Origin of the sequence: Streptomyces javensis (assembly GCF_039525925.1) — a bacterium.
Taxonomy (GTDB): domain Bacteria; phylum Actinomycetota; class Actinomycetes; order Streptomycetales; family Streptomycetaceae; genus Streptomyces; species Streptomyces asiaticus.
The window spans coordinates 1-22,768 of the sequence record NZ_BAAAIF010000027.1 but is presented as its reverse complement, the minus strand read 5'-3'; the positions used below and the strand labels follow the sequence as shown (position 1 = coordinate 22,768).

General features: G+C 73.0%; 17 protein-coding genes. 5 read left to right on the top strand and 12 right to left on the bottom strand.

The annotated features are described in order from the left end of the window. Positions 1–54: 54 nt before the first annotated feature. From ABD329_RS23655 to ABD329_RS23645, 3 genes are all read right to left on the bottom strand, one after another. Positions 55–2,178: an IucA/IucC family protein gene (locus tag ABD329_RS23655; RefSeq protein WP_344316855.1), complete on the bottom strand. Its 2,124-nt coding sequence runs from the start codon at positions 2,176–2,178 to the stop codon at positions 55–57. After that, the gene (locus ABD329_RS23650; protein WP_344316854.1) at positions 2,175–3,500 is read right to left on the bottom strand and encodes an ATP-grasp domain-containing protein; all 1,326 of its coding nucleotides are present in this window, start codon (positions 3,498–3,500) and stop codon (positions 2,175–2,177) included. Before ABD329_RS23650 ends, ABD329_RS23655 begins: the two co-directional genes overlap by 4 nt. A 98-nt stretch (positions 3,501–3,598) precedes the next feature. After that, positions 3,599–5,833 carry a carboxyl transferase domain-containing protein gene (locus ABD329_RS23645; RefSeq protein ID WP_344316853.1) on the bottom strand — a complete coding sequence of 745 codons (2,235 nt, stop codon included), beginning with the start codon at positions 5,831–5,833 and terminating at the stop codon, positions 3,599–3,601. A 220-nt stretch (positions 5,834–6,053) separates the two neighbouring features. On the opposite strand from ABD329_RS23645, the gene ABD329_RS23640 reads away from it, so the two are divergent. After that, entirely contained in the window at positions 6,054–7,142 is a 1,089-nt protein-coding gene (locus ABD329_RS23640) for a lytic polysaccharide monooxygenase (protein WP_198282126.1), read from the top strand. A 281-nt stretch (positions 7,143–7,423) separates the two neighbouring features. Here ABD329_RS23640 and ABD329_RS23635 read toward each other — a convergent pair whose 3' ends face one another. The 4 genes from ABD329_RS23635 to ABD329_RS23620 all read right to left on the bottom strand — a co-directional run bounded on the left by ABD329_RS23635 (position 7,424) and on the right by ABD329_RS23620 (position 11,377). Continuing rightward, positions 7,424–8,047: a TetR/AcrR family transcriptional regulator gene (locus tag ABD329_RS23635; RefSeq protein ID WP_198278691.1), complete on the bottom strand. Its 624-nt coding sequence runs from the start codon at positions 8,045–8,047 to the stop codon at positions 7,424–7,426. Positions 8,048–8,083: 36 nt separating this feature from the next. Then, positions 8,084–8,995, bottom strand: coding sequence for an MBL fold metallo-hydrolase (locus ABD329_RS23630; RefSeq protein ID WP_198278690.1), 912 nt, complete (start codon positions 8,993–8,995; stop codon positions 8,084–8,086). Positions 8,996–9,049: 54 nt separating this feature from the next. After that, positions 9,050–10,303, bottom strand: coding sequence for an MFS transporter (locus ABD329_RS23625; protein WP_198278689.1), 1,254 nt, complete (start codon positions 10,301–10,303; stop codon positions 9,050–9,052). A gap of 237 nt (positions 10,304–10,540) precedes the next feature. Next, positions 10,541–11,377 (bottom strand): SDR family oxidoreductase, encoded by an 837-nt coding sequence (locus tag ABD329_RS23620; RefSeq protein ID WP_198278688.1) that lies wholly within the window; start codon positions 11,375–11,377, stop codon positions 10,541–10,543. Positions 11,378–11,506: 129 nt separating this feature from the next. Here ABD329_RS23620 and ABD329_RS23615 point away from each other — a divergent pair, with 129 nt between their 5' ends. After that, complete coding sequence (locus tag ABD329_RS23615; RefSeq protein ID WP_198278687.1) at positions 11,507–12,406, top strand: LysR family transcriptional regulator; 900 nt, start codon at positions 11,507–11,509, stop codon at positions 12,404–12,406. A gap of 11 nt (positions 12,407–12,417) precedes the next feature. Here the strand turns inward: ABD329_RS23615 and ABD329_RS23610 are convergent, their stop codons facing one another. Beyond that, positions 12,418–12,933: a MarR family winged helix-turn-helix transcriptional regulator gene (locus tag ABD329_RS23610; protein WP_198278686.1), complete on the bottom strand. Its 516-nt coding sequence runs from the start codon at positions 12,931–12,933 to the stop codon at positions 12,418–12,420. Between the two features lie 119 nt (positions 12,934–13,052). Between ABD329_RS23610 and ABD329_RS23605 the strand changes: the two genes are divergently transcribed. Further along, positions 13,053–13,469 carry an organic hydroperoxide resistance protein gene (locus ABD329_RS23605; RefSeq protein ID WP_078559105.1) on the top strand — a complete coding sequence of 139 codons (417 nt, stop codon included), beginning with the start codon at positions 13,053–13,055 and terminating at the stop codon, positions 13,467–13,469. Between the two features lie 207 nt (positions 13,470–13,676). Here the strand turns inward: ABD329_RS23605 and ABD329_RS23600 are convergent, their stop codons facing one another. The 3 genes from ABD329_RS23600 to ABD329_RS23590 all read right to left on the bottom strand — a co-directional run bounded on the left by ABD329_RS23600 (position 13,677) and on the right by ABD329_RS23590 (position 19,470). Next, positions 13,677–14,570: an esterase/lipase family protein gene (locus tag ABD329_RS23600; protein ID WP_198278685.1), complete on the bottom strand. Its 894-nt coding sequence runs from the start codon at positions 14,568–14,570 to the stop codon at positions 13,677–13,679. 272 nt (positions 14,571–14,842) lie between these two features. Further along, positions 14,843–15,937, bottom strand: a complete 1,095-nt coding sequence (locus ABD329_RS23595) for a DNA polymerase Y family protein (protein ID WP_344316852.1) — start codon at positions 15,935–15,937, stop codon at positions 14,843–14,845. Beyond that, entirely contained in the window at positions 15,934–19,470 is a 3,537-nt protein-coding gene (locus ABD329_RS23590) for a DNA polymerase III subunit alpha (protein ID WP_198278684.1), read from the bottom strand. Before ABD329_RS23590 ends, ABD329_RS23595 begins: the two co-directional genes overlap by 4 nt. A 238-nt stretch (positions 19,471–19,708) precedes the next feature. On the opposite strand from ABD329_RS23590, the gene ABD329_RS23585 reads away from it, so the two are divergent. Both ABD329_RS23585 and ABD329_RS23580 read left to right on the top strand, forming a co-directional pair. Then, the gene (locus tag ABD329_RS23585; RefSeq protein WP_246618660.1) at positions 19,709–20,170 is read left to right on the top strand and encodes a PPOX class F420-dependent oxidoreductase; all 462 of its coding nucleotides are present in this window, start codon (positions 19,709–19,711) and stop codon (positions 20,168–20,170) included. 510 nt (positions 20,171–20,680) lie between these two features. Next, complete coding sequence (locus ABD329_RS23580; RefSeq protein WP_344316851.1) at positions 20,681–21,124, top strand: subtilase-type protease inhibitor; 444 nt, start codon at positions 20,681–20,683, stop codon at positions 21,122–21,124. Positions 21,125–21,293: 169 nt separating this feature from the next. Here ABD329_RS23580 and ABD329_RS23575 read toward each other — a convergent pair whose 3' ends face one another. Then, positions 21,294–22,370 carry a S1 family peptidase gene (locus ABD329_RS23575; protein WP_198282292.1) on the bottom strand — a complete coding sequence of 359 codons (1,077 nt, stop codon included), beginning with the start codon at positions 22,368–22,370 and terminating at the stop codon, positions 21,294–21,296. Positions 22,371–22,768 lie beyond the last annotated feature (398 nt).

Sequence of the window (22,768 nt, the reverse complement as noted above, 5' to 3'; positions counted from 1 at the left end):
GAGGGAAGTGGGGCTTCGAGGGTTCCGGGAAGGCGGGCCGATGGAGCACGGCGGTCATCTGCCGCTTTCCCGCAGCAGATAGTTGGGCCCGGTGACGTAGTGCTTGTTGATGTCGGCCGCGCCCGAGCGCTCCTTGGTGAACAAGGTGCCGGCGGTGACCATCGCCTTGACCGGCAGCCGGTCCGCGTCCAGCACCCGCCTGCGCAGCAGCGCGGCGGCCGCGCCGGGCCGGGTGACGGCGAGCCGGTCGACGGCGTCGGTGAGCCGGTCGCGCAGCCGCCGCAGCAGGGTGTCGAGCGGGGCCCGGCCGAGGCGGGCGAGCTCGAAGAGGGGGGCGGCGGCGCAGAGGTGGAGGGTGATGGTGGTGAACACATCGGTCACCGGCCCGTCGCCGGACGTCAGGATCCTGCGGTCGTCGAAGCCGCACAGATCGGCGGCCGGTCCTCCGCCGACCATGGCGGCGAGGCGTATCGCGTGGACGCGGGGGCCGTCGTGGTCCTTGATGAGCAGCCGGAGCCGGGGCACCGCACCGCCGTTCCCGCTGCCGTCCTCGAAGACCAGCGAGGTGTTCTGCTGATGGGACTCCAGCGCGATGCCGTACGCGAAGAGGGTGGTGTGGAAGTCGAACAGCAGCGTGAGGTAGTCGTCGAGCAGGGCGAGGACATCGCCGCCGTAGTGGCGTTCGGCGAGCCCGTCGATGACGAGCGTGCCGTCCGGGGCGGAGGCGTCCGGGGCGGGGGCATCCGGGGCGGGGGCATCCGGGGCGGGGGCGAGCAGCCCGGCCAGCGGCACGATGGTGGCGTTCTCCAGGCCGGGCGGGTAGCGGCGGACGAGCGTGGCGAGCAGTTCGTGTCCGGCGTGGAGGTGGGTCGTCTCGTCGGCGAGCAGCACCGTGGCGCCGAACCTCGGCTCGCGCTCGATCACGGCCTCCACGAGCCGCTGCGCCACCTCGCCGTCGATCAGGGTGCCGGGTTTGACGGACCGCCGGTTGCGCTGCCCCAGGGTGGCGGTGGTGAGCGGCAGTTTGAGGTGGACGAGGGGATCGGCGGCGAGGTCGTCGGCCACGGCCACGGTCCGCATGGAGAGGGTGGGCCGTACGTCCAGCAGGGGGCGCTCGGCGAGCCGGGCGACGGCGTGGAGCCCGGCCGCGCGGAGGGCGTTCTCCAGCGGGGGGCCGAGGGTGAGCGGATGCACGGGGAGGGCGAGGTGGCCGTCGCTCGGCCCTGGCCCGAGGTCCCCGGGCGCGGGCCACCAGCCGGGCAGCCGCGCCGGGTCCCCGGACACCGCCTCGCGGGGAAGGACGAGCCAGCGCAGCGGGAAGGTGGGGTGGAACTCGGGTGCGTGGGCGCGTAATTGCTCCTCGCTGAAGACGGACCGCCCCCGGCTGGTGGGATAGACGGGATGGTCGCGGAAGGCGGCGAGCGTGTCATACGCGAGGGCTCCGCCCATCCCGCCCCACCGCTCCCCGTACCGCGCGCCCAACTCGGCGACGACGCGGGGCCGCACGCGGGTGTGCAGCCGCATGGCGTCGAGCGCCTGCCGACATTCGTCCACGAAGGCGTCGTAGAGCGCCCGGTCCTCGTCGGGCACGGCCCCCCGCAGCCGTCCCAGGACGGCATCGAGCCCGGTGAGCACGGCGCGGCGCGGACGACCGGCTGAGCCACCGGGACCCGGACCGGGTACGGACAGCGACTCGGCGCCGCCCGCACCGTCCCGGGGCCGGACCCGGCGGTCCCCGCCGACGACGCCCGATGCCGCCCCTGCGACACACGGGCGGCCGGGCACGGCCGACGTCCCGTGAGCGCCCGAGCCCGGGTGGTCCTCAGCGGAGCCGGGGCCGGGCGGGCCAGGCTCGGCGCCGCCCGGCGGGGCAAGGGCCTGCTCGGCGGCGGCCGGTTCCCGCTCGCCGTGCGCGGGCACACAGAGCAGCCGGGGCGGGCGGCGGGCGCGGATGTCGCACTGGAAGCCTTCGGGTTCCACCGGCAGCAGCACGCTTTCGCCCCCCTCGAACCCCTCAGCCCCCTCGAGCTGCTTGAGCTCCTCGAACTCCTCGAGCGCGATGCGCAGCCAGTCGCCGTCGGCGCGCCGCACCGGGACGGCGTGGCTGCGCAGCCCGTAGGCGTCCTCCCGGAGGAGCGTGTCGAGCACCCGTCCGAGAAGCTCCTCTTCCTCTGTCACACGATCTCCCATCGGTGGGCCGCGAGGAACCGCGCCACCGCAGCGTCGATCAGCCCCTGGTCGGTCCCGGTGGCCCGGAGTACGCCGAGGAAGTCGCGGTTGGTGCGGTGGAGCGGGTGCTCCTCGCCGATTCCGCGCAGCGGCCGGTAGTCCAGCCGTACGCCGTCGTGCTCGGTCACACCGGCCGGAGGAGCGGCGGCGAGCCGCCCGGCGCGATCGGCCAGGACGTACTCCATGCGAACCCTGCCGTCGGTGCGCGCGCCGAGGTCGTCCGGCAGCGGCTCGCCCATGTGCGTACGCAGGATGTACTCGAAAAGGGGGATGCCGAGGAGTTCGGCGAGGACGAGGTCGCACTGGTCGCCTATGGCACGGTAGTTGACCTCGACGAGGCGGGCCCGGTCCCCCTGGACGACGTACTCGGTGTGGCACACGCCGAAGCCGACGCCCAGCGCGCGCAGCTGCGCCAGCACCTGGTCGGTGTGCGGCTGCGGTGGCGGGGCGGGCAGCAGGTGCAGCCGTTCCTCGATGAAGTGCGGGGGCGGCGAGAGCTCGGTGCGGAAGGCGCCGAGGACGTGGAGGGTGCGGCCGTCGCCGAGGGTTTCGAGGGTGCGCAGCTCGCCGTCGAGGAACTCCTCGACGACCAGGGCCGCGCCCGGCCGTCGCTCCCGTATCTCGGCGCAGCGCCGGAGGAGCTCGTCCGCGTCGGCGACGAGGACGACGTCCTCACTGGCGACGCCCTCGCGCGGCTTGAGCACGCAGGGGTAGGGCGCCGCGTCGAATCCGGCGAGGGTGGCGGGGTCCTGTCCGGTGGCGAGTTCGGCGGACCAGACGGGGTCGGCGACGTCCGGGCCCGCGGCGGCGAGGGCGCGGCGCAGCTCGGCCTTGTTCTTGGTGCGCAGGGCGGCGCGCCAGTCCTTGCCCGGGAGGCCGAAGTACTGGGCGGCGAGGGCGGCCTGGGCCTGGAGGTGGTCGCTGTTGGTGAAGACGGCGCGGGGGCGGGGGCCGTCGGCGGCGATACGGCTGATGACCTCGGCGTAGTCCCGTACGTCACAGGGGACGATGTCGAGGGCGGGAAAGGGGTGCGGGGCGGCGCCGTCTCCCTCCCGTCGGCCGTAGGCGCGCTCGTGGGCCTCGGGCTGGTCGGTGAGGAGGGTGACCGCCAGGCCGAGCCGGGCCGCCGCGGGGAGGAAGCCCTCGGTGACGGAGTCGGTGGGGTTGCGGGCGAGGAGGTGGAGACGGGGCGGCCGCGGGGCGGCCGAGAGGCCGCCGAGGGCAGGGGAGGAGAACGGCCGTGACGCCGCATCGAGATCATTCTCGTTCACGGCCCGAGATTAGGTTAGGCATGCCTAAGACCGCTAATTCGGCGTTCCGGTCCGCCCGTTTGGCCCTGATTAGCCGTCAAGATCGTCAACGCTCGGCGTCAACGGGACAGCCCGATACGGCGATGCCGGGCACGGCGCGCGGCGAGCCGCTGGCCCGGGTCCTGGGCGCGGAGGGCGGCGAGTTCGGCACCGAGGAGTTGGCCGAGGCGTCCGAGGAAGGCATCGGGCGCGCGAGAGTAGTCCTCGGCCTTGGGGGCGTCCCCGGCCGCGGGGGCGTCCCCGGCCGCGGGGACGGCCCCGGCCGCGGGGACGGCCCCGGGCCCGGAGGCACCCCCGGGCTCGGAGGCACCCCCGGGCTCGGAGGCACCCCCGGGCTCGGAGACATCCCCGGCTGCGGGGCCGGTTGCGGGGGCACCCCCGGCTGCGGGGGCCTTCCCGGTCGCGGGGGCACCCCCGGCAGCGCGGGAGTCGTCCTCGGCCTTGGGGGCGGCCCCGGCCCCAGAGGCGTCCCCGGGCCCGGGGGCATCCCCGGCTGCGGGAGCATTCCCGGTCGCGGGGGCACCCCCGGCTGCGGGAGCATTCCCGGTCGCGGGGGCACCCCCGGCAGCGCGGGAGTCGTCCTCGGCCTTGGGGGCGGCCCCGGCCGCGGAGACATCCCCAGCCCCGGAGGCACCCCCGGGCCCGGGGACATCCCCAGCCCCGAAGGCGTCCTCCTCCACGATGCGGTCGACGATGCCCTGGGCGAGGAGGTCGGCGGAGCGTACGCCCTGCCGGGCGGCGACCTCGTAGGCTCGCTCGGTGGTGCGGTGGAGGATCGCGGACGCGCCCTCGGGCGGCAGCGGCGACAGCCAGGCGTGGCGTGCCGCCACGACCCGGTCGGCGGGCAGCAGCGCGAGCGCGGCGCCACCGGCGCCCTGGCCGAGCAGCAGACAGAGGGTGGGCGCGGGCAGGGTCACCATGTCGGCGAGACACCGCGCTATCTCCGCCGCGAGCCCGCCCTCCTCGGCCTCGCGGCTGAGCGCCGCGCCCGCGGTATCGATGACGGTGAGCAGCGGCAGCCCGAGCTCGGCGGCGATACCCATCCCGCGCCGAGCGGTCCGCAACCCGGCCGGCCCCAGCGCCTGCCCCTCCCCCGGCCCCTCGGCGGTCTCGCCCTTACGGGCGCTGCGCCGGTTGTGCCCGAGAACGACGCAGGGCGTCCCCCCGACCCGGGCGAGCGCGAGCAACAACCCGGGATCGTGCTCCCCGGCCCCCGTCCCACTGAGCGGACTCACATCGTCGGCGGCCACCCGCAACAAATCCCGCACCCCGGGCCGCTCCACCCGCCGAGAAGCCCGTATCGACGCTTCCGCCGCAGGCGCGGACCCGGAGGCCGTCGCGGGCCCGGACCCGGAAGCCGGAGCGGGCCCGGGCCCAGAGGCCGTCGCGGGCGCGGACCCGGAAGCCGGAGCGGGCGCGGGCCCAGAGGCCGGAGCGGGCCCGGACCCGGAAGCCGGAGCGGGCGCGGGCCCAGAGGCCGGAGCGGGCGCGGACCCGGAGGCCGTCGCGGGCCCGGAGGCCGTCGTCGGTGCGGGCACCGCATCGCCCGCGCAGAGGACCCGCAACACCCGGGCGGCCACGCCCGATAGGCGGCTCAGGGGGAGGACCGCGTCGATCAGCCCGTGGTTCATCAGGTTCTCGGCGTTCTGGACGCCGGGTGGGAACTCCTCGCCGTACAGGGCCTCGTGCACCCGTGGGCCCATGAAGCCGATGAGGGCGCCCGGCTCGGCGGCCGTGACGTGGCCCAGGGAGCCCCAGGAGGCGAGGACGCCGCCGGTGGTGGGGTGGCGGAGGTGGACGAGGTACGGCAGGCCCGCGGCCTTGTGGTCCGTGATCGCCGCGGCCACCTTGACCATCTGGAGGAACGCGACCGTACCCTCCTGCATCCGGGTGCCGCCCGACGCCGGTGCCGCCAGCAGCGGCAGCCGCTCCGCCGTGGCCCGCTCCACGGCCCGTACCAGCCGCTCCCCCGCGGCCACGCCTATCGAACCGGCCAGGAAGCGGAACTCGCAGGCGATCAGCGCCACCCTGCGTCCCTCGATACGGCCCTCGCCGGTGATGACCGACTCGTCCAGCCCGGTGCGCTCCCGTGCCCGCTCCAGGTCGGCCCGGTACTCGGGGTCGTCCGTCGTGATCTCCACCGGTTCGTCCCAGCCGTGCCAGCTGCCGGGGTCGACGATGGCCTCGATCAGCTCACGGGCCGACGGGCGGGAGGCGCGGGAGGCGCCAGAGGCGCGGGAGGCACCCTGGACGCCAGGGGCGCCCGTGGCGCGGGGCGAGTTCGTACCGGTCATATGTTTCACCCTTCCACGCCATCGACCCCCCGCAATCATCGGCGATCACGTCAGGTGGATCACCTCGGACACCCCCGTGGCCCGCCCAGTCTCAGCTCCGCCTGAGCTGCTCCTTAACGGCGCCATAAGACCGGCGAGAAGGCCCGTGGGCGGGGCTAGCGTGCTGCGCGTCACCCCCACGGAAACCGCGTGTCACCCCCCACCGAAGGAGTCCCCGACGATGACCGCTCGTGCGACCGTCTCCCGCGGAACCGCCCGTATCGCCGTGCTCGGCATGGTGCCGCTCGCCCTCACCGCGCTGAGCGCGGACCCGGCCTCCGCGCACGGTTCGATGACGGACCCGGTCAGCCGGGTGTCGGCGTGTTTCGCGGAGGGGCCGGAGAGCCCGGACTCGGCGGCCTGCAAGGCGGCCGTCGCGGCAGGCGGCACCCAGGCGCTCTACGACTGGAACGAGGTCAACATCCCGGACGCCGCCGGGCGCCACAAGCAGATCATCCCGGACGGAAAGCTGTGCAGCGCGGGCCGCGACAAGTACAAGGGCCTGGACCTGCCGCGCGCCGACTGGCCCGCCACCGCCATGACGGCCGGTGAGCACACCTTCGCCTACCGGGCCACCGCGCCCCACCGGGGCAGCTTCGAGCTGTACATCACCAAGGACGGCTATGACCCCACGAAGCCGCTGACCTGGGCTGACCTGGAGGCGGAGCCGTTCGCCAAGGTCACCGACCCCACGCTGAAGGACGGGAGCTACGTCTTCTCGGGGAAGGTGCCGGGCAAGTCGGGACGCCATCTGATCTACAGCGTCTGGCAGCGCTCGGACAGCCCCGAGGCGTTCTACACCTGCTCGGACGTGACCTTCGGCGGAGGGGCCGCCGCGGCCAAGGGCGCCGGGACGAAGGCGGGTTCCGCACCCACCGCCACCGCGCCCGATGACGCCCAGATAGCGGCGGGCGCCGAGAAGTCCACGGTCGATCACCACGGCCACGGCGGTGACAGCGGCGCCGAGGCCAACCACCAGCCGAAGGCGGCGGACGAGAAGGGGGCGGAGGGCGCGGAGGGCACGGAGGGCGCGGAGGGGAACCACCCCGAGGCCAAGAACGCCGAGGTCCTGGCCGCGAACAGCGGGCCGGAGGGCGCGCAGGACGCGCAGGACGGGAGCGCCGCCGACGGGCAGCACCTCGCCGAGACCGGTGGCGACGGGTCCACCGGCCCCATGGCCATCGGCGGCGCCGCGGTCCTCGCCACTGGCGCGGCCGTGCTGTTCGCCGTCGCCAACCGCCGCAAGACCGTACGGCGCGGCCGCGGCTGAGGCCGTGGGGCGTCCGCCGCGTGGCAGGGGCTTCGCCCCTGGGCCCCTGGACCCCTGGGCCACCCCTCGGCCCCTAGACCCCTGGACCCCTGGGCCACCCCTCGGCTCCGGGGTCTGGGGCGGAGCCCCAGTTGAGGGAAGGGGCGGGGAGGGGAACAGCCCGCCGCAGGCGCCAAGGAGCCACCGGACACCCAGGGCGCCGCTGACGCCATAGGCGTCCGCGGCCGATCGGACTGAGTCGGTTCCGGGGAGGATGACGGCACCCCCCGGGACCGGCTCGCCTACGCGTCGGCCGTCCGCGCGGACGGTACGTGCCAGGCGGCGAGGACGGCGTCCGCCGCCGCGTGCAGATCCCGGGCGGGCGTGCCGTCGCACACCTGCGTGGAGACGCCGAGCAGAAAGCCGTGGACCATGGAGGTGAAACCGTCCACGTCGGTCTCCTCGGCGAGTTCACCCGTCGCGACGCCACGGACGACGCACTCCCTGATACGCGCCCGGTCCATGGCACGGCGCGCCGCGATCGTCCGGCGCACCGCGGCTTCGTCGTCCCCGGGCGCCCGGACGGTGCCCGACAGGGCTACGAGGCAGCCGCGCGGGTGGGAGGTGTCGGTCTGCATGTCGATGGATCCGTGCAGCATCCGGGCGACGGCCTCGCGCGGGCTCAGAGCTTCGTCGCCGACGACGTCGGTAACGCTGCCCGGCCCGGCGAGGTAGTGCTCCACCGCCCGTTCGAAGAGCCCCTGTTTCGAACCGAACGCCCCGTACAGGCTTGCCGAGGACAGGCCGGTGGCCTCCCGGAGCTGGGCCATCGATGTCGCTTCATAGCCCTGTTCCCAGAACAGCCGCATCGCGGCTTCCAGGACGCCCTCCATGGCGAAGGCGCGGGGGCGGCCGGCGGGGGACACGACGTACCTCCTCGATAAAGGAACGATCAATCCAGTTTAGTGGGCGGGGACGCCCGCATCGTTCCAGGGGCGCCAGCGGCCGGAGGCGTCGACGGTTCCCAGCTGCTGGTCGGCGAAGTGGACGCCGAAGCCGTAGACCCCGTCCCGGGCCAGGTGGTCCACGAGCCGGCGCCGTGACCGTTCGGCCTCGTCCCGGTCGGTGTCGAGAACGACCTCCCAGTCCGGGTGCTGGACCTGCACCGGCGAGTGCATGGCGTCGCCGAAGGCCACGACCTCCCGGCCGTCGCCGGTGTCGAGGATCCAGGCGGTGTGCCCGGGGGTGTGTCCGGGCAGGGACCACGCGCGGACGCCGTCCGCGATCTCGGTCCCGTCGGTCACGACCACGGTGCGTTCGTCCTGGCCGGCCAGTATCGGGCCGGTCCCGGGCGGAACGCTCTCCAGCTCGCCCTTCCCGACCATCCAGCGCGCCTTCGTGAAGAGGCTACGCGGATCCCCGACCGCGTCGGGCCGGGCCCACCCGGTGTGGTCGCCGTGGAAGTGGGTGAAGGCCACCGTCTCCAGCTCGGCCGGGTCCACACCGAGGGCCGTCAGTGACTCGGGCAGGTCCCGCACATGGCCGAAGGCATGCTGGAAGTGCGCCAGTTCCTCGCCCGATATGCGGCCATGACCGGCGTCGATGAGCAGGCGAGCGCCGCCCCGCTCGACGAGCAGCGCCCCGCATCCCATGGGCAGATGGCCCGCCTCGGTCATATGCGCGCGGTGCGCGTGCCAGTCCTCCTCGGCGGAGGCCGGGTAGACCCGGGTCGGGATCATGTCGACGCCCGCGTCGGGAACGTAGCTCAAGGTGAGTTCGCCCAGGGTGCGGGTCCAGATGGCAGGGAGCCGGAATCCCGAACCGTCGCCGTCCGCGACGCTTTTCGTCGCGATGTGCCGCTCATGCGTTGCCACTGGTGGTGCCTTTCGTGTTCCTGTGTGCCGTACGGGGTGGTGGGGCCGGGATCGTCAGCACGACGCCGAGGCGGGCGTCGCGCGGATCACGGTCGGCGGTTCGGCGGGGCTGGGGTGGACCAACTCCAGAATCCAGACGCCGGCCCCGGCCAGCGCGATGACCAGGCCGAGCCCGCACACGCCCGGCCACCCCACGATGGGGTACAGCGCCGCGGTCAGCGCCGAGGCGACGGTGGCCCCGGCGAACGCGGACACCATGAGGGCCGTCGTCACGCGGCTCCGAGCGTGCGGGACCCGGCGGTAGATCGCACTCTGGTGGCTGATCAACAGGGCCTGCTGGGCGAGGTTGAGCGCGATGATCCCGGCGATCAGGGCGATCAGACCGCTCGGCCCGCCCACTCCGGCGACGGCGAGCACGGGCCAGCTGACCGCCAGCAGGACCAGTCCGCCCGTGGTCACCCGACGGCCGTGTCCGCGGTCGGCGAGCCGGCCGGCCTTCGCCGCCGCAGCGGCCCCGACGACCCCGGCCAGGCCGAACAGACCGATGACGGCGGGGCCGAACTCGTACCGCGGACCGGCCAGCAGGAACGACGACGCGGTCCACAGGACGGTGAAGCAGCCCATGCCGACCGCCGCCAGGGCCATGCGCCTGCGCAGCAGGGACTCGCCGCGCACCAGCGCCAGGACCGAGCGCAGCAGCTGGGGGTAGGCGCCGCCCTCCGACCGCGGAACAGGGCGCAGCACCAGGCGCAGAGTGACCGCCAGGACCGCCATCAGGACCGCGGCGAAGACGAACACCAGCCGCCAGTCACCGATCTGGGCGAGCACCCCGGCGACGGTACGCGCGATCATGATCCCGATCAGCAGTCCGCTCATCACCGTGCCCACCGCCGACCCGCGCTGGTGGTCCGGCGCCAGCGACGCGGCCATGGGCACCACGATCTGCGCCACCGCGGAGGTCGCCCCGACCACCGCGATCGCGACGAGCAGCAGCCCGAGCGACGGGGACGCCGCCGCACCGAGCAGCGCGAAGGCGCTCAGGCCCAGCAGCACGGTCACCAGGCGGCGCCGTTCCAGTACGTCCCCCAGGGGCACCAGCAGCGCCAGCGAGAGCGCGTAGCCGATCTGGGAGACGGTGATCACCAGGCCACCGGCTCCCTGGGAGACCCCGAGCGCCCGCGATATCACGGGCAGCAGTGGCTGGGCGTAGTAGATGTTCGCCACCGCCGCGCCACACACCACGGCCAGCAGCAGCACCGTCGCCCGGCTCAGGGCCGGAGGACCGGTACCGGGCCCGTCGGCGGGCACTGCGCGAGGGCGAGCGGGCGCCGTACGAGGGTGAGCGGGCGCCGTGCGAGGGCGAACCGCGCCGCTCGCGACGAATTGTGGATCGTTCATGCCGTAATTCGTACTCCCGGCGCCGCGCGAACGTCAATGAATTACGGATCGAACGATCCAAATTTGGGGCAGTTCACCTTTCCACCGGCCTCGCACCGGCCTCGCACCGGCCTCCCACCGGCCTCCCACCGGCCCCTCACCGACCTCTCACCGGAAGAGGTCCAGGTTGTCGGCGACCCAGCGGCGGAACGGACGACCGGGGCGGCCGGTCAGCCGCTCGGTGGAGCGTGCCGCCTCGTGGTGCTCGGTGGGCAGCGCGGCCCAGTAGTCCAGGACGGACTCGACCAACGGCGCGGGCACATGGGCGCTCAAGTGCGCCGCCGCCCTGTCCCGGGTGGGTTCGCGCAGCTCGATCGGACGGTTGAGCAGCTGTCCCAGAATCCGGGCCTGATCGCGGAAGCTGAGCACCTCCGGGCCGCCGAGGCTGATGGTCTCACCGTCCAGTTGGTCGCCGGTGAGCGCCAGTTCTGCGACGTCGACGATGTCATCGGGATGGATGACATCGAGCCGGGCGTCCGGATACGCCTGCTCGACCGGTCGGCCGGCGCGGACGGACTCGGCCCAGTGCCGCGCCATCGTGGCGAACCCGCCCGGGCGCAGCACGGTCGCCGTCAGCGGTGTGGCCCGTAGCGCCCGTTCCACCCGCAGGTGGTGGCGGGCCAGCGCGTCGCGCTCCGCGTCGGGGCGGGCCGCCGAGTCCGATGAGAGCAGTACGACCCGCCGCACCCCGGCCGGGATGGCGGCGGACAGCAGCGCTTCGATTCCGGCCGGTTCGGCGTAGAGGAAGACATCGGTGACTCCGGCCAGCGCGGGGGCGAACATCGTCGGGTCCGCGAGATCGAGGGGGACGGCGGATACACCGGCGGGCAGCTCGAGCCTTTCCGGGGCGCGGCTGGCCGCCCGGACCCGGTGCCCGGATTCGCGCAGCCGGTGGAGCAGGCCGGCGCCTATGCCGCCACGGGCTCCGGTGATCAAGAGGGTCATGTGTTCCGCTCCTCGCGATGACTGGGATGCGGCCCGCGAACGGGGCCGCCACCAGCCTGCGGCGGCCTCGCCATCGAGTCCAACGAAGATTGGCGATGACATCCATCGGTGACTGCTATGAATAGGAGAGTGGAACTACGTCAGCTGGAATGCTTCGTCGCCGTCGCGGAGGAACGCAGCTTCACCCGCGCCGCGGCCCGGTTGCACCTCGTGCAGTCCACCGTGTCTGCCACGATCGCCGCCCTGGAGAAGGAGCTGGCCGCCCCGCTGCTGGTGCGCACGACCCGGCGGGTCAGCCTCACCGATGCCGGGCTCGAACTCCTCCCCAAGGCCCGAGTGGCGCTCGACGCCGTCCGGGACGCCCGCGATGTCGTCCATGCCGTCCAGGGCGGACTGCGCGGCACCCTGCGCATCGGAACCATGAGCTCACTCGGGCTGATCGACCTTCCCGCCCTGCTGGGCCGCTTCCATCGCGATCACCCCGAGGTGTCCGTGCGCCTGGCGACGGCGGCGTCCTGCGGCGGATCGCCGGAGCTCATCACGGCACTGGCCGAAGGCCGGCTCGACCTCGCCTTCGTCTCGATCCCCGGGCAGGGCCCGGCCGCCGCGCGGCTGCGCCACCTGACCTCGACACGGCTCGACCTCGTGGTGCCACGGGAGCACCCCCTGGCCGGTCGTGGCACGGCGGCGATCTCGGACCTGGCCGACGAGCCCTTCATCGACTTCCCGTCCGGTTACGGGAACCGGGCCGTGACCGATCGCGCCTTCACCGCCGCCGGACTCCGGCGGCACGTGACCATCGAGATCACCGACATCGCCGCCGGTGTGGACTTCGTCCGCAACCGCCTCGGCCTGGCGCTGCTGCCCCGCGGTGCCGTCGGCCCCGACGACGATCTCACCACTCTCGATATCGCCGACGCCGACCTGGACTGGCCCATCTCCCTCGCCACCCCGGCGGAACGCACCCCCTCAGCGGCGGCGCGCGCGTTCGAGCGGCTCGTTGACCGCCACCTCGCGGAGCGCTCCTGAAGCGTTCCTGATCACCCTTCGTCGGCCAGCGCCGCGTCCAGGGCCGCCGTCAGCCGCCGGACCCGCGCCTGGAGCTCCACCGCCTCCTTCAGGTCGAGGCCGCTTGCCTCCATCGCCGCCAGGGGGACGCCCTGGGCCCGCTCCTTCAGCGCCGCCCCCTCCGCCGTGGGCCGGACCGTCACCGAGCGCTCGTCGTGCGCGCTGCGCTCGCGCTGGACGAGTCCGGCCGACTGCATCCGCTTGAGCAGCGGCGAGAGGGTGCCGGAGTCCAGCCGCAGGTGCTCCCCCAGCCGCTTGACCGGCATCTCCCCGTACTCCCAGAGCACCAGCATGGCCAGGTACTGCGGATAGGTCAGCCCCGTGTCGCGCAGCACCCGGCGGTAGAGGCCGTCGAAGGCGCGGGAGGCGGCGTGCAGGGTGAAGCAGAGCTGCCGGTCGAGCCGGAGCAGTTCGTCGGAGGGCCGCGGCGCAGGGGTGGTGGTGGGGTCGGCGGTGCTGTCGGTGGTGCGGTCGGGCTGGTGTGACATGCCACCAGCGTACCCTTTAGTTGTGCACAACTTAATTGTGTGCTCTACTTCTGCCGGAGGCGGGGCACCCCGAGCCCCCACCTCCCTCCGACTGCCGGAACACGAAAGGGATGGTCTTCATGGACGCGCTCTACACCGCGGTGGCCACGGCGAACGGACGCGACGGCCGGGCCGTGAGCTCCGACGGACAGCTCGACCTGCCGCTGGCCATGCCGCCCGCCCTCGGCGGCAACGGCAAGGGCACCAACCCCGAGCAGCTGTTCGCCGCGGGCTACGCCGCCTGCTTCGCCTCCGCGCTCGGCCTCGTCGGCCGCCAGGCCAAGGTCGACACCAAGGACATCTCCGTCACCGCCGAGGTCGGCATCGGCAAGGACGCGGCGGACGACGGCTTCGGGCTCAAGGTGACCCTGCGCGTCGAGCTGCCGGGCGAGCTGGAGAACGAGACCGGCCGCAAGCTGGTCGAGCAGGCGCACCAGGTGTGCCCGTACTCCAAGGCGACGCGGGGCAACATCGAGGTCGAGCTCATCGCCGAGTAAGTCGAGCTCGCCCGTCAGCCCGTCCATCAGCCGCCGCCGGGTGGCGCCGACCCGCTCCGCCACGGCGGCGTGGCCGTCGGCGCCGGGGCGGTCGAGGCCGGGCTGGTGCGGCGGGAGGCGGACCAGCCCGACGGGCGACGCGCCCTGCTCGTGAGGACCGAGGCAGGGCGCGCCCTGACGGAGGAGGTGTCCGCCCGCTGTCAAGCGTCAGTCGTCCGACGCACACGTCGTCGGCGTGGCGTGTTCCGGATCGAGGGCGTTGACGGCCTCGTGGAAGGCCAGACCGTCGGTCAGCCCGATGGTCACGTGCTCGGAGATGTCGGTCGCGCACAGGTCCTGGATCACCACGTTCTTGACGTTCGGACCGGAGAGGAACTGTGCCCGGTAGGGCGTGGCGACCTCGTCGTACTTGGTCGAGATGACGGTGTAGCGCACTCCGGGGACGGTGTCACCGCCCTCGTTGAGGCGCCGCAGGAAGTCCGAGCCGACCACCTGGTCCATCAGCCCCGGGGCACCCTTGGCGATGATGTCGCCGACCCCGGGGAAGTAGTCCAGCAGCTTCGTCAGCCCGGACAGGGTGGTTCCGTGGTTGGTGGGGGCGATGCCGACCAGGGCGTTCACCTTCGGCGCGCCACCGAGGAACTTGAGGTAGTAGCGGGGCATCATCCCGCCCTGCGAATGTCCGACCATGTCGACCTTGGCGGCGCCGGTGGCGGCGAGCACCCGGTCCACATAGGAGGACAGCTGCTTGGCCGACTGGTCGATCGGCCCCAGACCGTGGAACAGCGGCACGAGGGGCAGTTGGCCGTAGTCGAGGGAGAAGACGCAGTAACCGCGCTGGACCAGGTAGGGGGCGAAGCCCAGCCAGTTGTCGACGGAGTTGCCGAAGGTGCCGTGCACCAGGACGACGGGGCGCGGGTGTTGGGCCGACGGCTTGCAGGAGTAGTCGTTCCAGCCGCTGCTCACCGCCTCCGACGCGGTGTCCGTGGCGAGCGCGGCGGTGGGGGTGGCCGCGGTCGCCGCGACCGCGAGGGCCAGGGCGGGCAGTAAGGTGCGGGTCTGGGTCTTCCGGATTCGCCGGATACGCCTCCAGGGCAGCATCACATGAACTCCTCGCTGGTGGGGGAGAGAGTTGCGCTGACGGTGCGCTTGCGCTGCGCCCTGCGATCCGGATCACAAGAGTGGTGCGCTCACTCGAAATTACGCGCGAGTAGCAAAGCCATCCAGCCATCCGTCAGTGAAGGAACGTTCACACGATTTTCACGTGACGTCCAGGAATGCGCCGGGTTACCCGAAGCGGGGAAAACCAGTGGGAGTGCGGAAAACCAGTGGGACTGGTGGGACTTGCGGCTTACGCGACCGAGAGCCGCGGCCTACGCGACGTCGAGGAACCCGGCGGGCCGGACCGCGGAGACCCCGAAGCGGGCGCGGGCCCGGTCGGCGGCGGCCTCCAGCCGGCGTGACTTCTCGTCCACGGGGTCGAACGTCAGCTGGTGGGAGGCGAGTCCGGCGTCCGCCAGCCCCTCGACGCGCAGCGCCACGGACCGCACCCGGGCCCGCTGGAGCCCGAGTGCGTCATGCAGCGCGTACGCGGCGGCGGTCAGCGCCGGGGTGTGGGCGGTCGGCTCGGTCAGGGTGCGGGTGCGGGTGGTCGTGGAGCGGTCGGCGTAGCGGACGGTGAGGCTGATCGCGGCCGCCACCTGCCCGCTCGTCCGCAGCCGGACGCCGAGCCCGTCGGCGAGGGTGAGCAGCGCGCGGCGACGGCGTACGGGATCCAACTCGTCGTGGCGGAAGCGGTGTTCGGCGCCCATCGCACGGGCGGGTGCGTTCGGGGTGACCGGCGCCGGGTCGATACCGCGCGCCCAGGCGTGGACGGGCAGCGCGGTCGCCGCGCCGAGGATCCGCTGGAGGGTGGAGAGCGGCGCGGCGGCGATCCGCGCGGCGCTGTCCAGCCCGTACGTGCTCAGGGTGCGCGCGGTCGCGGGCCCCACCCCGGGCAGGGCGATGGCCGGCTTACGGGCCAGGAACGCGGCGACGGCGTCCGGATCGCCGGGAACGGTACGGACGGCGCCGGGCTCCTGAGCGCCCCGGGCCTCCTGGGCCTCGTGGGCCGCCATGCGCGCGAGCAGGGGGTTGGCGGCGACGCCGACGGTGCAGTCCACGCCGTACCGGGCCAGCGCACGGACCCGTACGATCTCGGCCAGCCCCGCCGCGTCCCGCCCGAAGTACCGCAGCGCGCCCCGCACATCCGCGAGCGCGGCGTCGGGCGGCAGCGCCTCGACGACCGGCGTCACCTCGCCGAGCAGGGTGAGCAGCCCCTGGTAGACGTCCTCCCCGGGCGCGGGGTGGAACCGCACGTACAGCACATGCGGCACCTCGCCCGCCCGCTCCGGGCCCACGGTCCGGCCGCCGCCCGGCAGGGCCGTGCCCATCAGGCGGGTCGGGAAGGGGGGCCGGTCGGCGGTCATCCCGCGCTCCCCGGGCTGGAGTGCCACAGTTTGCGGCCGGTGGCGGCCTGGTCGCCCGCGGGCCGGAGGTCGGCCCAGGGGTGCATGGCGTAGCCGGTGGGCATCTCGATGCGGCGGCCGGAGTCCGCTTCGGCCGCCTCCGGGCCCGTTCCCGCCAGTTCGGCGGCGACCGCCGCGAGGCCGCCCTCCTTCCTGAGCCGGGCCAGTTCGGCGAGGTTCCACACGGCCGAGCCGACGATGCTGAGGCTGCGCGGGCCGCGCCGCTGGACCACGCCGCGGACGAGCAGCAGCCAGGAGTGGAAGACGGTGTGCGCGCACGCCGCGTGGCTGTCGTCGAAGAAGGCGCAGTCGACCAGCCCCGTACCATCGTCGAGCGTGGTGAAGATGACCCGGCGCCCGGAGCGGATCGGCGGGGTCTGGGTGGCGGCCTTGGCGCCGGCGACGAGCACGACCTCCCCGTGCGGCGCGTCGCGCAGCCGCTTCGCGGGGATCGCGCCCAGCTCCGCCAGGAAGTCCCGGTGGTCGCCCATCAGATGGCGGGAGACGTCCATGCCGAGGATGCCGAGCTCGGCGCCGAGGCGCTCGTCCGCGTCGAGGTCGGGGAGCCCGGCGGGGGCGGCGGGACCGGTTTCGGCCAGCGGAAGCTGGCCCTCCGCGTTGTGCCGGGCGGCGCCCCGCTGCTGCCGGTGGAGTTCGGCGATCTGGAGCAGCAGGTCGCGGCGGCTCGTGCCGAACGCGTCCAACGCGCCGACCTGGGCCAGCCGTTCGGCGACCGGCCGCCCGGGGTGGGCGCGCAGCCACAGGTCCTGGAGCGAGGAGTACGGCTGTCCGGCCGCGATCCGCTCGGTCTCGGCCTCGCTGATGCCATGGACGTCGCTCAGCGCCAGCCGGATACCGGCGTCCGCTTTATGACGGCCGTCGCGTTCATCACGGCTGTCACGAGATTCACCAGACGTCAGTTCGATTCGATAGGCGGCCCCCGACCGGTTCACGTCCAGCGGCAGGATCGGCACCCCGCGCCGCCGCGCGTCCGCCAGCAGCAGCCGCTTCGGGTACATCCCGGGGTCATGGGTGAGCAGCCCGGCGTAGAAGGCGGCCGGATAGTGCGCCTTGAGCCAGGCGGACTGATACGTCGGGACCGCGAAGGCGACGGCATGCGCCTTGCAGAAGCCGTACGAGCCGAACGCCTCGACGATCTCCCAGGTGCGCGTCAGCACCTCCGGCGCATAGCCCCGCTTCTCCGCCTCCGCGTGGAACCAGGCCCGCACCCGCCCCTGCCGCTCGGGGTCGGACAGGGCGCGCCGGGCCTCGTCGGCGAGGTCCCGCTCACATCCGGTCATGATCGACACGATCTTGATGATCTGCTCATGGAAGACCACGACCCCGTATGTCTCGCGCAGCGCGTCCTCCAGATCCGGATGCGGATAGCGCGGGGGCTTGCGGCCGTGCCGGGCGTCGATGAAGGGCCGGACCATGTCGGCGGCGACCGGACCGGGCCGGAAGAGCGATATGTCGACCACGAGATCGTGGAAGGAGGTGGGCTGGAGCCGGCCGAGGAGATCGCGCTGGCCGGGCGATTCGATCTGGAAGCAGCCGAGGGTCTCGGTGGAGCGGATCAGGTCGTAGGTGGCCGAATCGCCGGGCCGCACCTGCTCGGGGTCGTCGATGTCCACGACACGCCCGGTGGCCCGCCGGATCTCCGCCACCGCGTGCGCCATCGCGGACTGCATCCGCACCCCGAGGACATCCAGCTTGAGCAGTCCGAGCTCCTCCACGTCGTCCTTGTCGAACTGCGACATGGGGAAGCCCTCGCCGCTGGTCGGCACGATGGGCGTACGGGCCAGCAGCCCGGCGTCCGAGAGCAGCACCCCACAGGGGTGCATGGCGATGCCACGGGGCAGCCCGTCGAGCGCCTCGACCAGCTCCCAGAACCTGCCGAAACGTTCCTGCTCGGCGGTCGCCTCCCGTAGCTCCCGCAGCTCGGGCAGTTCCGCGAGCGCCGCACGGGCATCGCGGGCGCGGATGTGCGGGAAGGACTTGGCGAGCCGGTCCACCTCGGCCGGGTCCATGCCGAGCGCCGCGCCCACGTCCCGTACGGCGTGGCGCACCCGGTAGGTCTCGGGCATCGAGACGGTCGCGACCCGCTCCGCCCCGAACCGCTCGAAGATCGCGCGATAGACGTCGAGCCGGCGCGCCGACTCCACATCGATGTCGATATCGGGCAGCGCGGCGCGCCGCACCGACAGGAAGCGCTCCATCAGCAGACCGTTGGCCACGGGGTCGGCATGGGCGATGCCCAGCAGGTGGTTGACGAACGATCCGGCGCCGGAGCCCCGGGCGGCCACCCGGATGCCCAGCTCCCGGGTGTCGTCGACGACCTGCGCGACGGTGAGGAAGTACGAGGCGAAGCCGAGCCGTTCGATGGTGCGCAGCTCGTCCTCCAGCCGCTCCCAGCGCGCCCGGTCGCGGTCGTACCCCCGCAGCACCATGGCGGCGGCGCAGCGCGACCGCAGCACCCGCTCGGCGCTCCGCCGCCCGGCCCCGACCAGCCGGGGTTCGGGGAAGTGGACGCTGCCCAGGCCGATGTGGTCCTCGGGGTCGACCAGACACCCGGCGGCGGTGCGGTGGGTCTCCTCCAGCAGCCGGTGCGCGGCGTCCCGCCGCATCCCGGCCGCCTCCACGATCCGCTCGGCCGCCTTCGCCATGTCCCGGGGGCCCTTGAGCCAGCGCTCGCCGCTGTCGAGCGCCCCGGGGGTGCGCGGGTCGATGGGGACGAGCCGGCGGGCCGCGTCCAGGACGTCGGCGACCGGCCCCTCCCCCGGGTCGGCGTAGCGGACGGCGTTGCTCAGCACGGCCGGGACGCCCTGCTCGGCGGCGAAGCCGACGGTGCGGGCGGCGAGCCGCAGCGAGCCCGGGCCGGTGCCGGTGCGGCCGTGCCACACGGCCTCCAGCCGCAGCGCGTCGCCGAAGAGTTCGCGCCAGGGGGCGATCAGCCGGGCGGCCCGGTCGGGGCGTCCGGCGGCCAGGGCCCGGCCGACGTCGGAGTCCGGGCCGAGCAGCGCGGTCAGCGGGGCGAGCGCGCCGGGGTCGCTCACCAGATCGCGCCAGTGCAGCAGGGGCGGTCCTTCGCCGTTCGTCCGGGCGGTTCCGGGGTGGGCGAGCCCCGCGTGGGCGGCGGAGACCAGTCCGCACAGCGCGGCCCAGCCGGGCGCGCCGTCCCGGGCGAGGAAGACCACCCGGGGCGCGGACTCGTCGATGAACGCCCCGCCGCGCACCGGCGTACGGCGCCGGGCGGTGCGCCCCGGCTCCGGGGCCTCCTCCCGTACGGCGAGGTCCACTCCGAACAGCGGCCGCACCCCCGCGCGCTCACACGCCCGGGCGAACCGCACCGCTCCGGCGAGGCTGTCGCGGTCGGTCAGCGCGATCGCGTCCATGCCGCGCTCGGCGGCACGCTGCGCCAGCCGCTCCGGATGCGCGGCGCCGTACCGCATGGAGAACCCGGACGCGGTGTGCAGATGCGTAAAGCCTGGCATCCGCACCTCCCGCTGCTCACACCCCCTGACCGATCCCACATGTCCCACGCCCCACCATAACCCCATTCTCGAACACGCGTACGAGTCGGTTTGGGTGGCACTTCCCTCTCACTCCTCTCTCCACCATAGGCACCCAAAACACCCTTTAACCCCGCGTGTCGCCTTGTGAACGCGGCACGCGGAAGCGGGTGGGACGAATCGGTAGGCGGGCCACCGGCCCATGCGTATGCTGATCACCATGACGGAGGGATCCCTGCTCGATCTGCTACGGGAGCAGCGCACCGGCGCGCTCGTCACCCTCAAGCGGGACGGACGGCCGCAGCTGTCCAATGTCGCCTTCACCTATGACCCCGCGACGCGCCTCATCCGGATCTCCGTCACCGACGACCGCGCCAAGACCCGCAATCTGCGCCGCGATCCGCGCGCGAGCTTCTACGTCACCAGCGGGGACCACTACTCCTATCTGGTGGCCGAGGGCGACGCCGAGCTGACGCCGGTCGCCGCCGACCCCCATGACGCCACCGCCGATGAGCTGGTGGAGGTCTACCGCGCGATCCAGGGCGAGCATCCGGACTGGGAGGAGTTCCGCGCGGCGATGGTGGCCGAGCGGCGGCTGGTGGTGCGGTTGCGCGCGGAGCGCGGCTACGGCTGGGGGAGCCGGACGGGCCCCCTGAGCGGAGAGCTGGGCCAGGGCGGCTAGGGGGCCCGACGGGCCTTGACGCCTGCGGTGGGCCGTTCCCAGGCATCGACACGCGGCTCCGCCGCGCGGTCCGCCGGACACCCCCTGGGACGGCCCCGAGGGAGCTGCGGATTCCGGGCTCCGACCCCACTCCGCCGGTCGGCTTGCCCTGGCAGGTTCTCGCCCTGGCGCGACATGCGACAGCCCTCATCCCAGAGGCATCACAAACATCACTCGATCTTGCTCACCTGAGCAACCTTGAATCGATTTGAGCATCTCGGCACCTCGCTGAGCACGCCATCCGCGGGAGCGCGAGACGGCGGACGGGGTCCCTCGAAGGGCGCAATGCGCGCGGCTCCGCGCACCCGGTCGCCACGCGGCGTTCCGCACCCGGACATCCACCGCACGCGACAATAAGCCACCGAACGACTACTTGTAGCGACCGGAAGTGCTCGATCGACGTGCGTTCCTGACGCGCACCGCGTAGAACTCCGTCCGGTATCTGCAACGACGAGCAAGGGAGTGTTCGAAATGCGGAAGACTACTGGGGCGATCGGGCTGGGAGCCGCACTGGCCGTGAGCGCCGTGCTGGGGATCGGCACGAGCGGCGCGGCGCACGCCGCGCCCGCCAAGCCGCAGAGCCTGTATCCGCCGTCCGCGCTGGTCCTGACCGTCGGCTGGGGGGCCGACGCGGCCACCACCGAGGTCCAGCGGGCGGTGACTCTGAGCTGTCGCCCCACCCCCACCGGTACCCACCCGGCCCCCACTCAGGCCTGCGCCGAACTCCGCTCCGTGGGCGGCATGTTCGGTCAGCTGCGGACCGGGGCGGAGTCCGGCCGGGTGTGCACCAAGGAATGGCACCCCATCACGGTCACCGCCGAGGGGATCTGGGACGGCCGCCGGGTGTCGTACGAGCACACCTTCGCGAACAACTGCTTCAAGAGCGCGGCCCCGACGCTGGTCTTCGAGTTCTGATGAGCTGACCGGGAAAGGGGAAGGCCCCCGGACACCGTCCACGGGTGTCCGGGGGCCTGCTTCCGCTCGCGGCCGGATCGACCGGGGATCAGCCAGATCGACCGGACCGACCGGATCGACCGGACCGACTGGATCGACCGGACCGACTGGATCGACCGGACCGACTGGATCAGCCGATCTCGGCGCCGAACGCCTGGAGCGCCTCCGGCACCGGCTGGAAGAAGGTCTCGCCGCCCGAGGAGCAGTCACCGCTGCCGCCGGAGGTCAGACCCAGCGCCGTGTCGCCCGCGAAGAGCGCGCCGCCGCTGTCGCCGGGCTCGGCGCAGACGTTGGTCTGGATCAGCCCCTCGACCGACCCCTCCTGGTAGTTGACGGTCGCGTTGAGGCCGGTGACCTCGCCGTCGTGCACCTGGGTGGTGGAGCCGCTGCGCGTCACCTTCTGGCCGACGGTGGCGTCACCGGCCTTGGTGATCTCCTGGGAGCTGCCGTTGTAGAGGTCGACCGCGCTCGGGTGGTCGGTGTCCTTGGTGTACTTGACCAGGCCGTAGTCGTTGCCCGGGAACTCGCTGCCCTCGTTGGTCCCGATCTCCTCGCCACCCTGCGAGTCCGACCAGCTGCTGATGGCCTCGGTGCAGTGACCGGCGGTCAGGAAGTACGGCTGGCCGCCCTTGACGACGTTGAACCCGAGCGAGCAGCGCCCACCGTCGCCCCAGATGGCGTCGCCACCGGCGATGAAGGTGGAGAACTTCCCGGCCGAGCGCTTCACCTCGACCTTGTCGCCGAGCGCGTCGGCGACCTTGTTGAGGGTGGCCATCCGGGTGCCCTTGACGGAGCTGTCCGCGGTGACGACGACCTTGTTGCTTCTGGGGTCCACCGACCACGAGGTGCCGGGGATGGTGGCCTTCTGCTTCAGCGTCTCGCGCGCCTTGCTCAGCTCGGCCAGGGTGTTGGTGACCACCTTGGCCTCGGCCCCGGCCTCGCGGACCTTGTCCACGACGCCCTTGTTGACCACATTGACGACAAGCTTCTTGGCCTTGGCGTCGTAGTACGAACCCGCCGTGTCGCTCTTGAGCGAGGAGGTAAGGGTGTTGGCGAGCTTTCCGGCGGCGCCGACCGAGAGGGTGTCGGGCTGGGGCTCGCCGGGGGCGGCGTTGGCGCTCTGAAGGGTGATGCCCGTGGCGACCAGGGCCGCTATGCCGGCTCCGGCGATGGCGACACGACGCTTGGGTATGCGGCGGTGCTTCAACTCTCTGCCTTCCAGTGGGGGGGTTGGGCCCGTCGGCAGTGGGGTGCCAGGGCCCGGAGGGCGTAACGGCATAGCGCTTCTCCCCACCCGGGGGCGCGTCCATGCCAATTTGCGCCGCCGAGTATTCCCATCACCACCGGGCACGCACAAGGGCGCGTTCACGTCATGGGCGTGAAATTTACACTGCGGACTCATGTCCGGACATGGCGGTGCCCGCACACCTTCGAGGTGTACGGGCACCGAATCAGGTATCCGGACGAGCCGTCAAACCGGGCGGATCACCCCATGGGATCCTGGGAGCCCCTAGCTTGATCTTTAACCTGTGCGGCGGGGCCGTGGGTTGGACGTTTTGTTCGTTTGCCGTTTCGCTGGCTTCGTTTTGCGGGGTGTGTGCACGT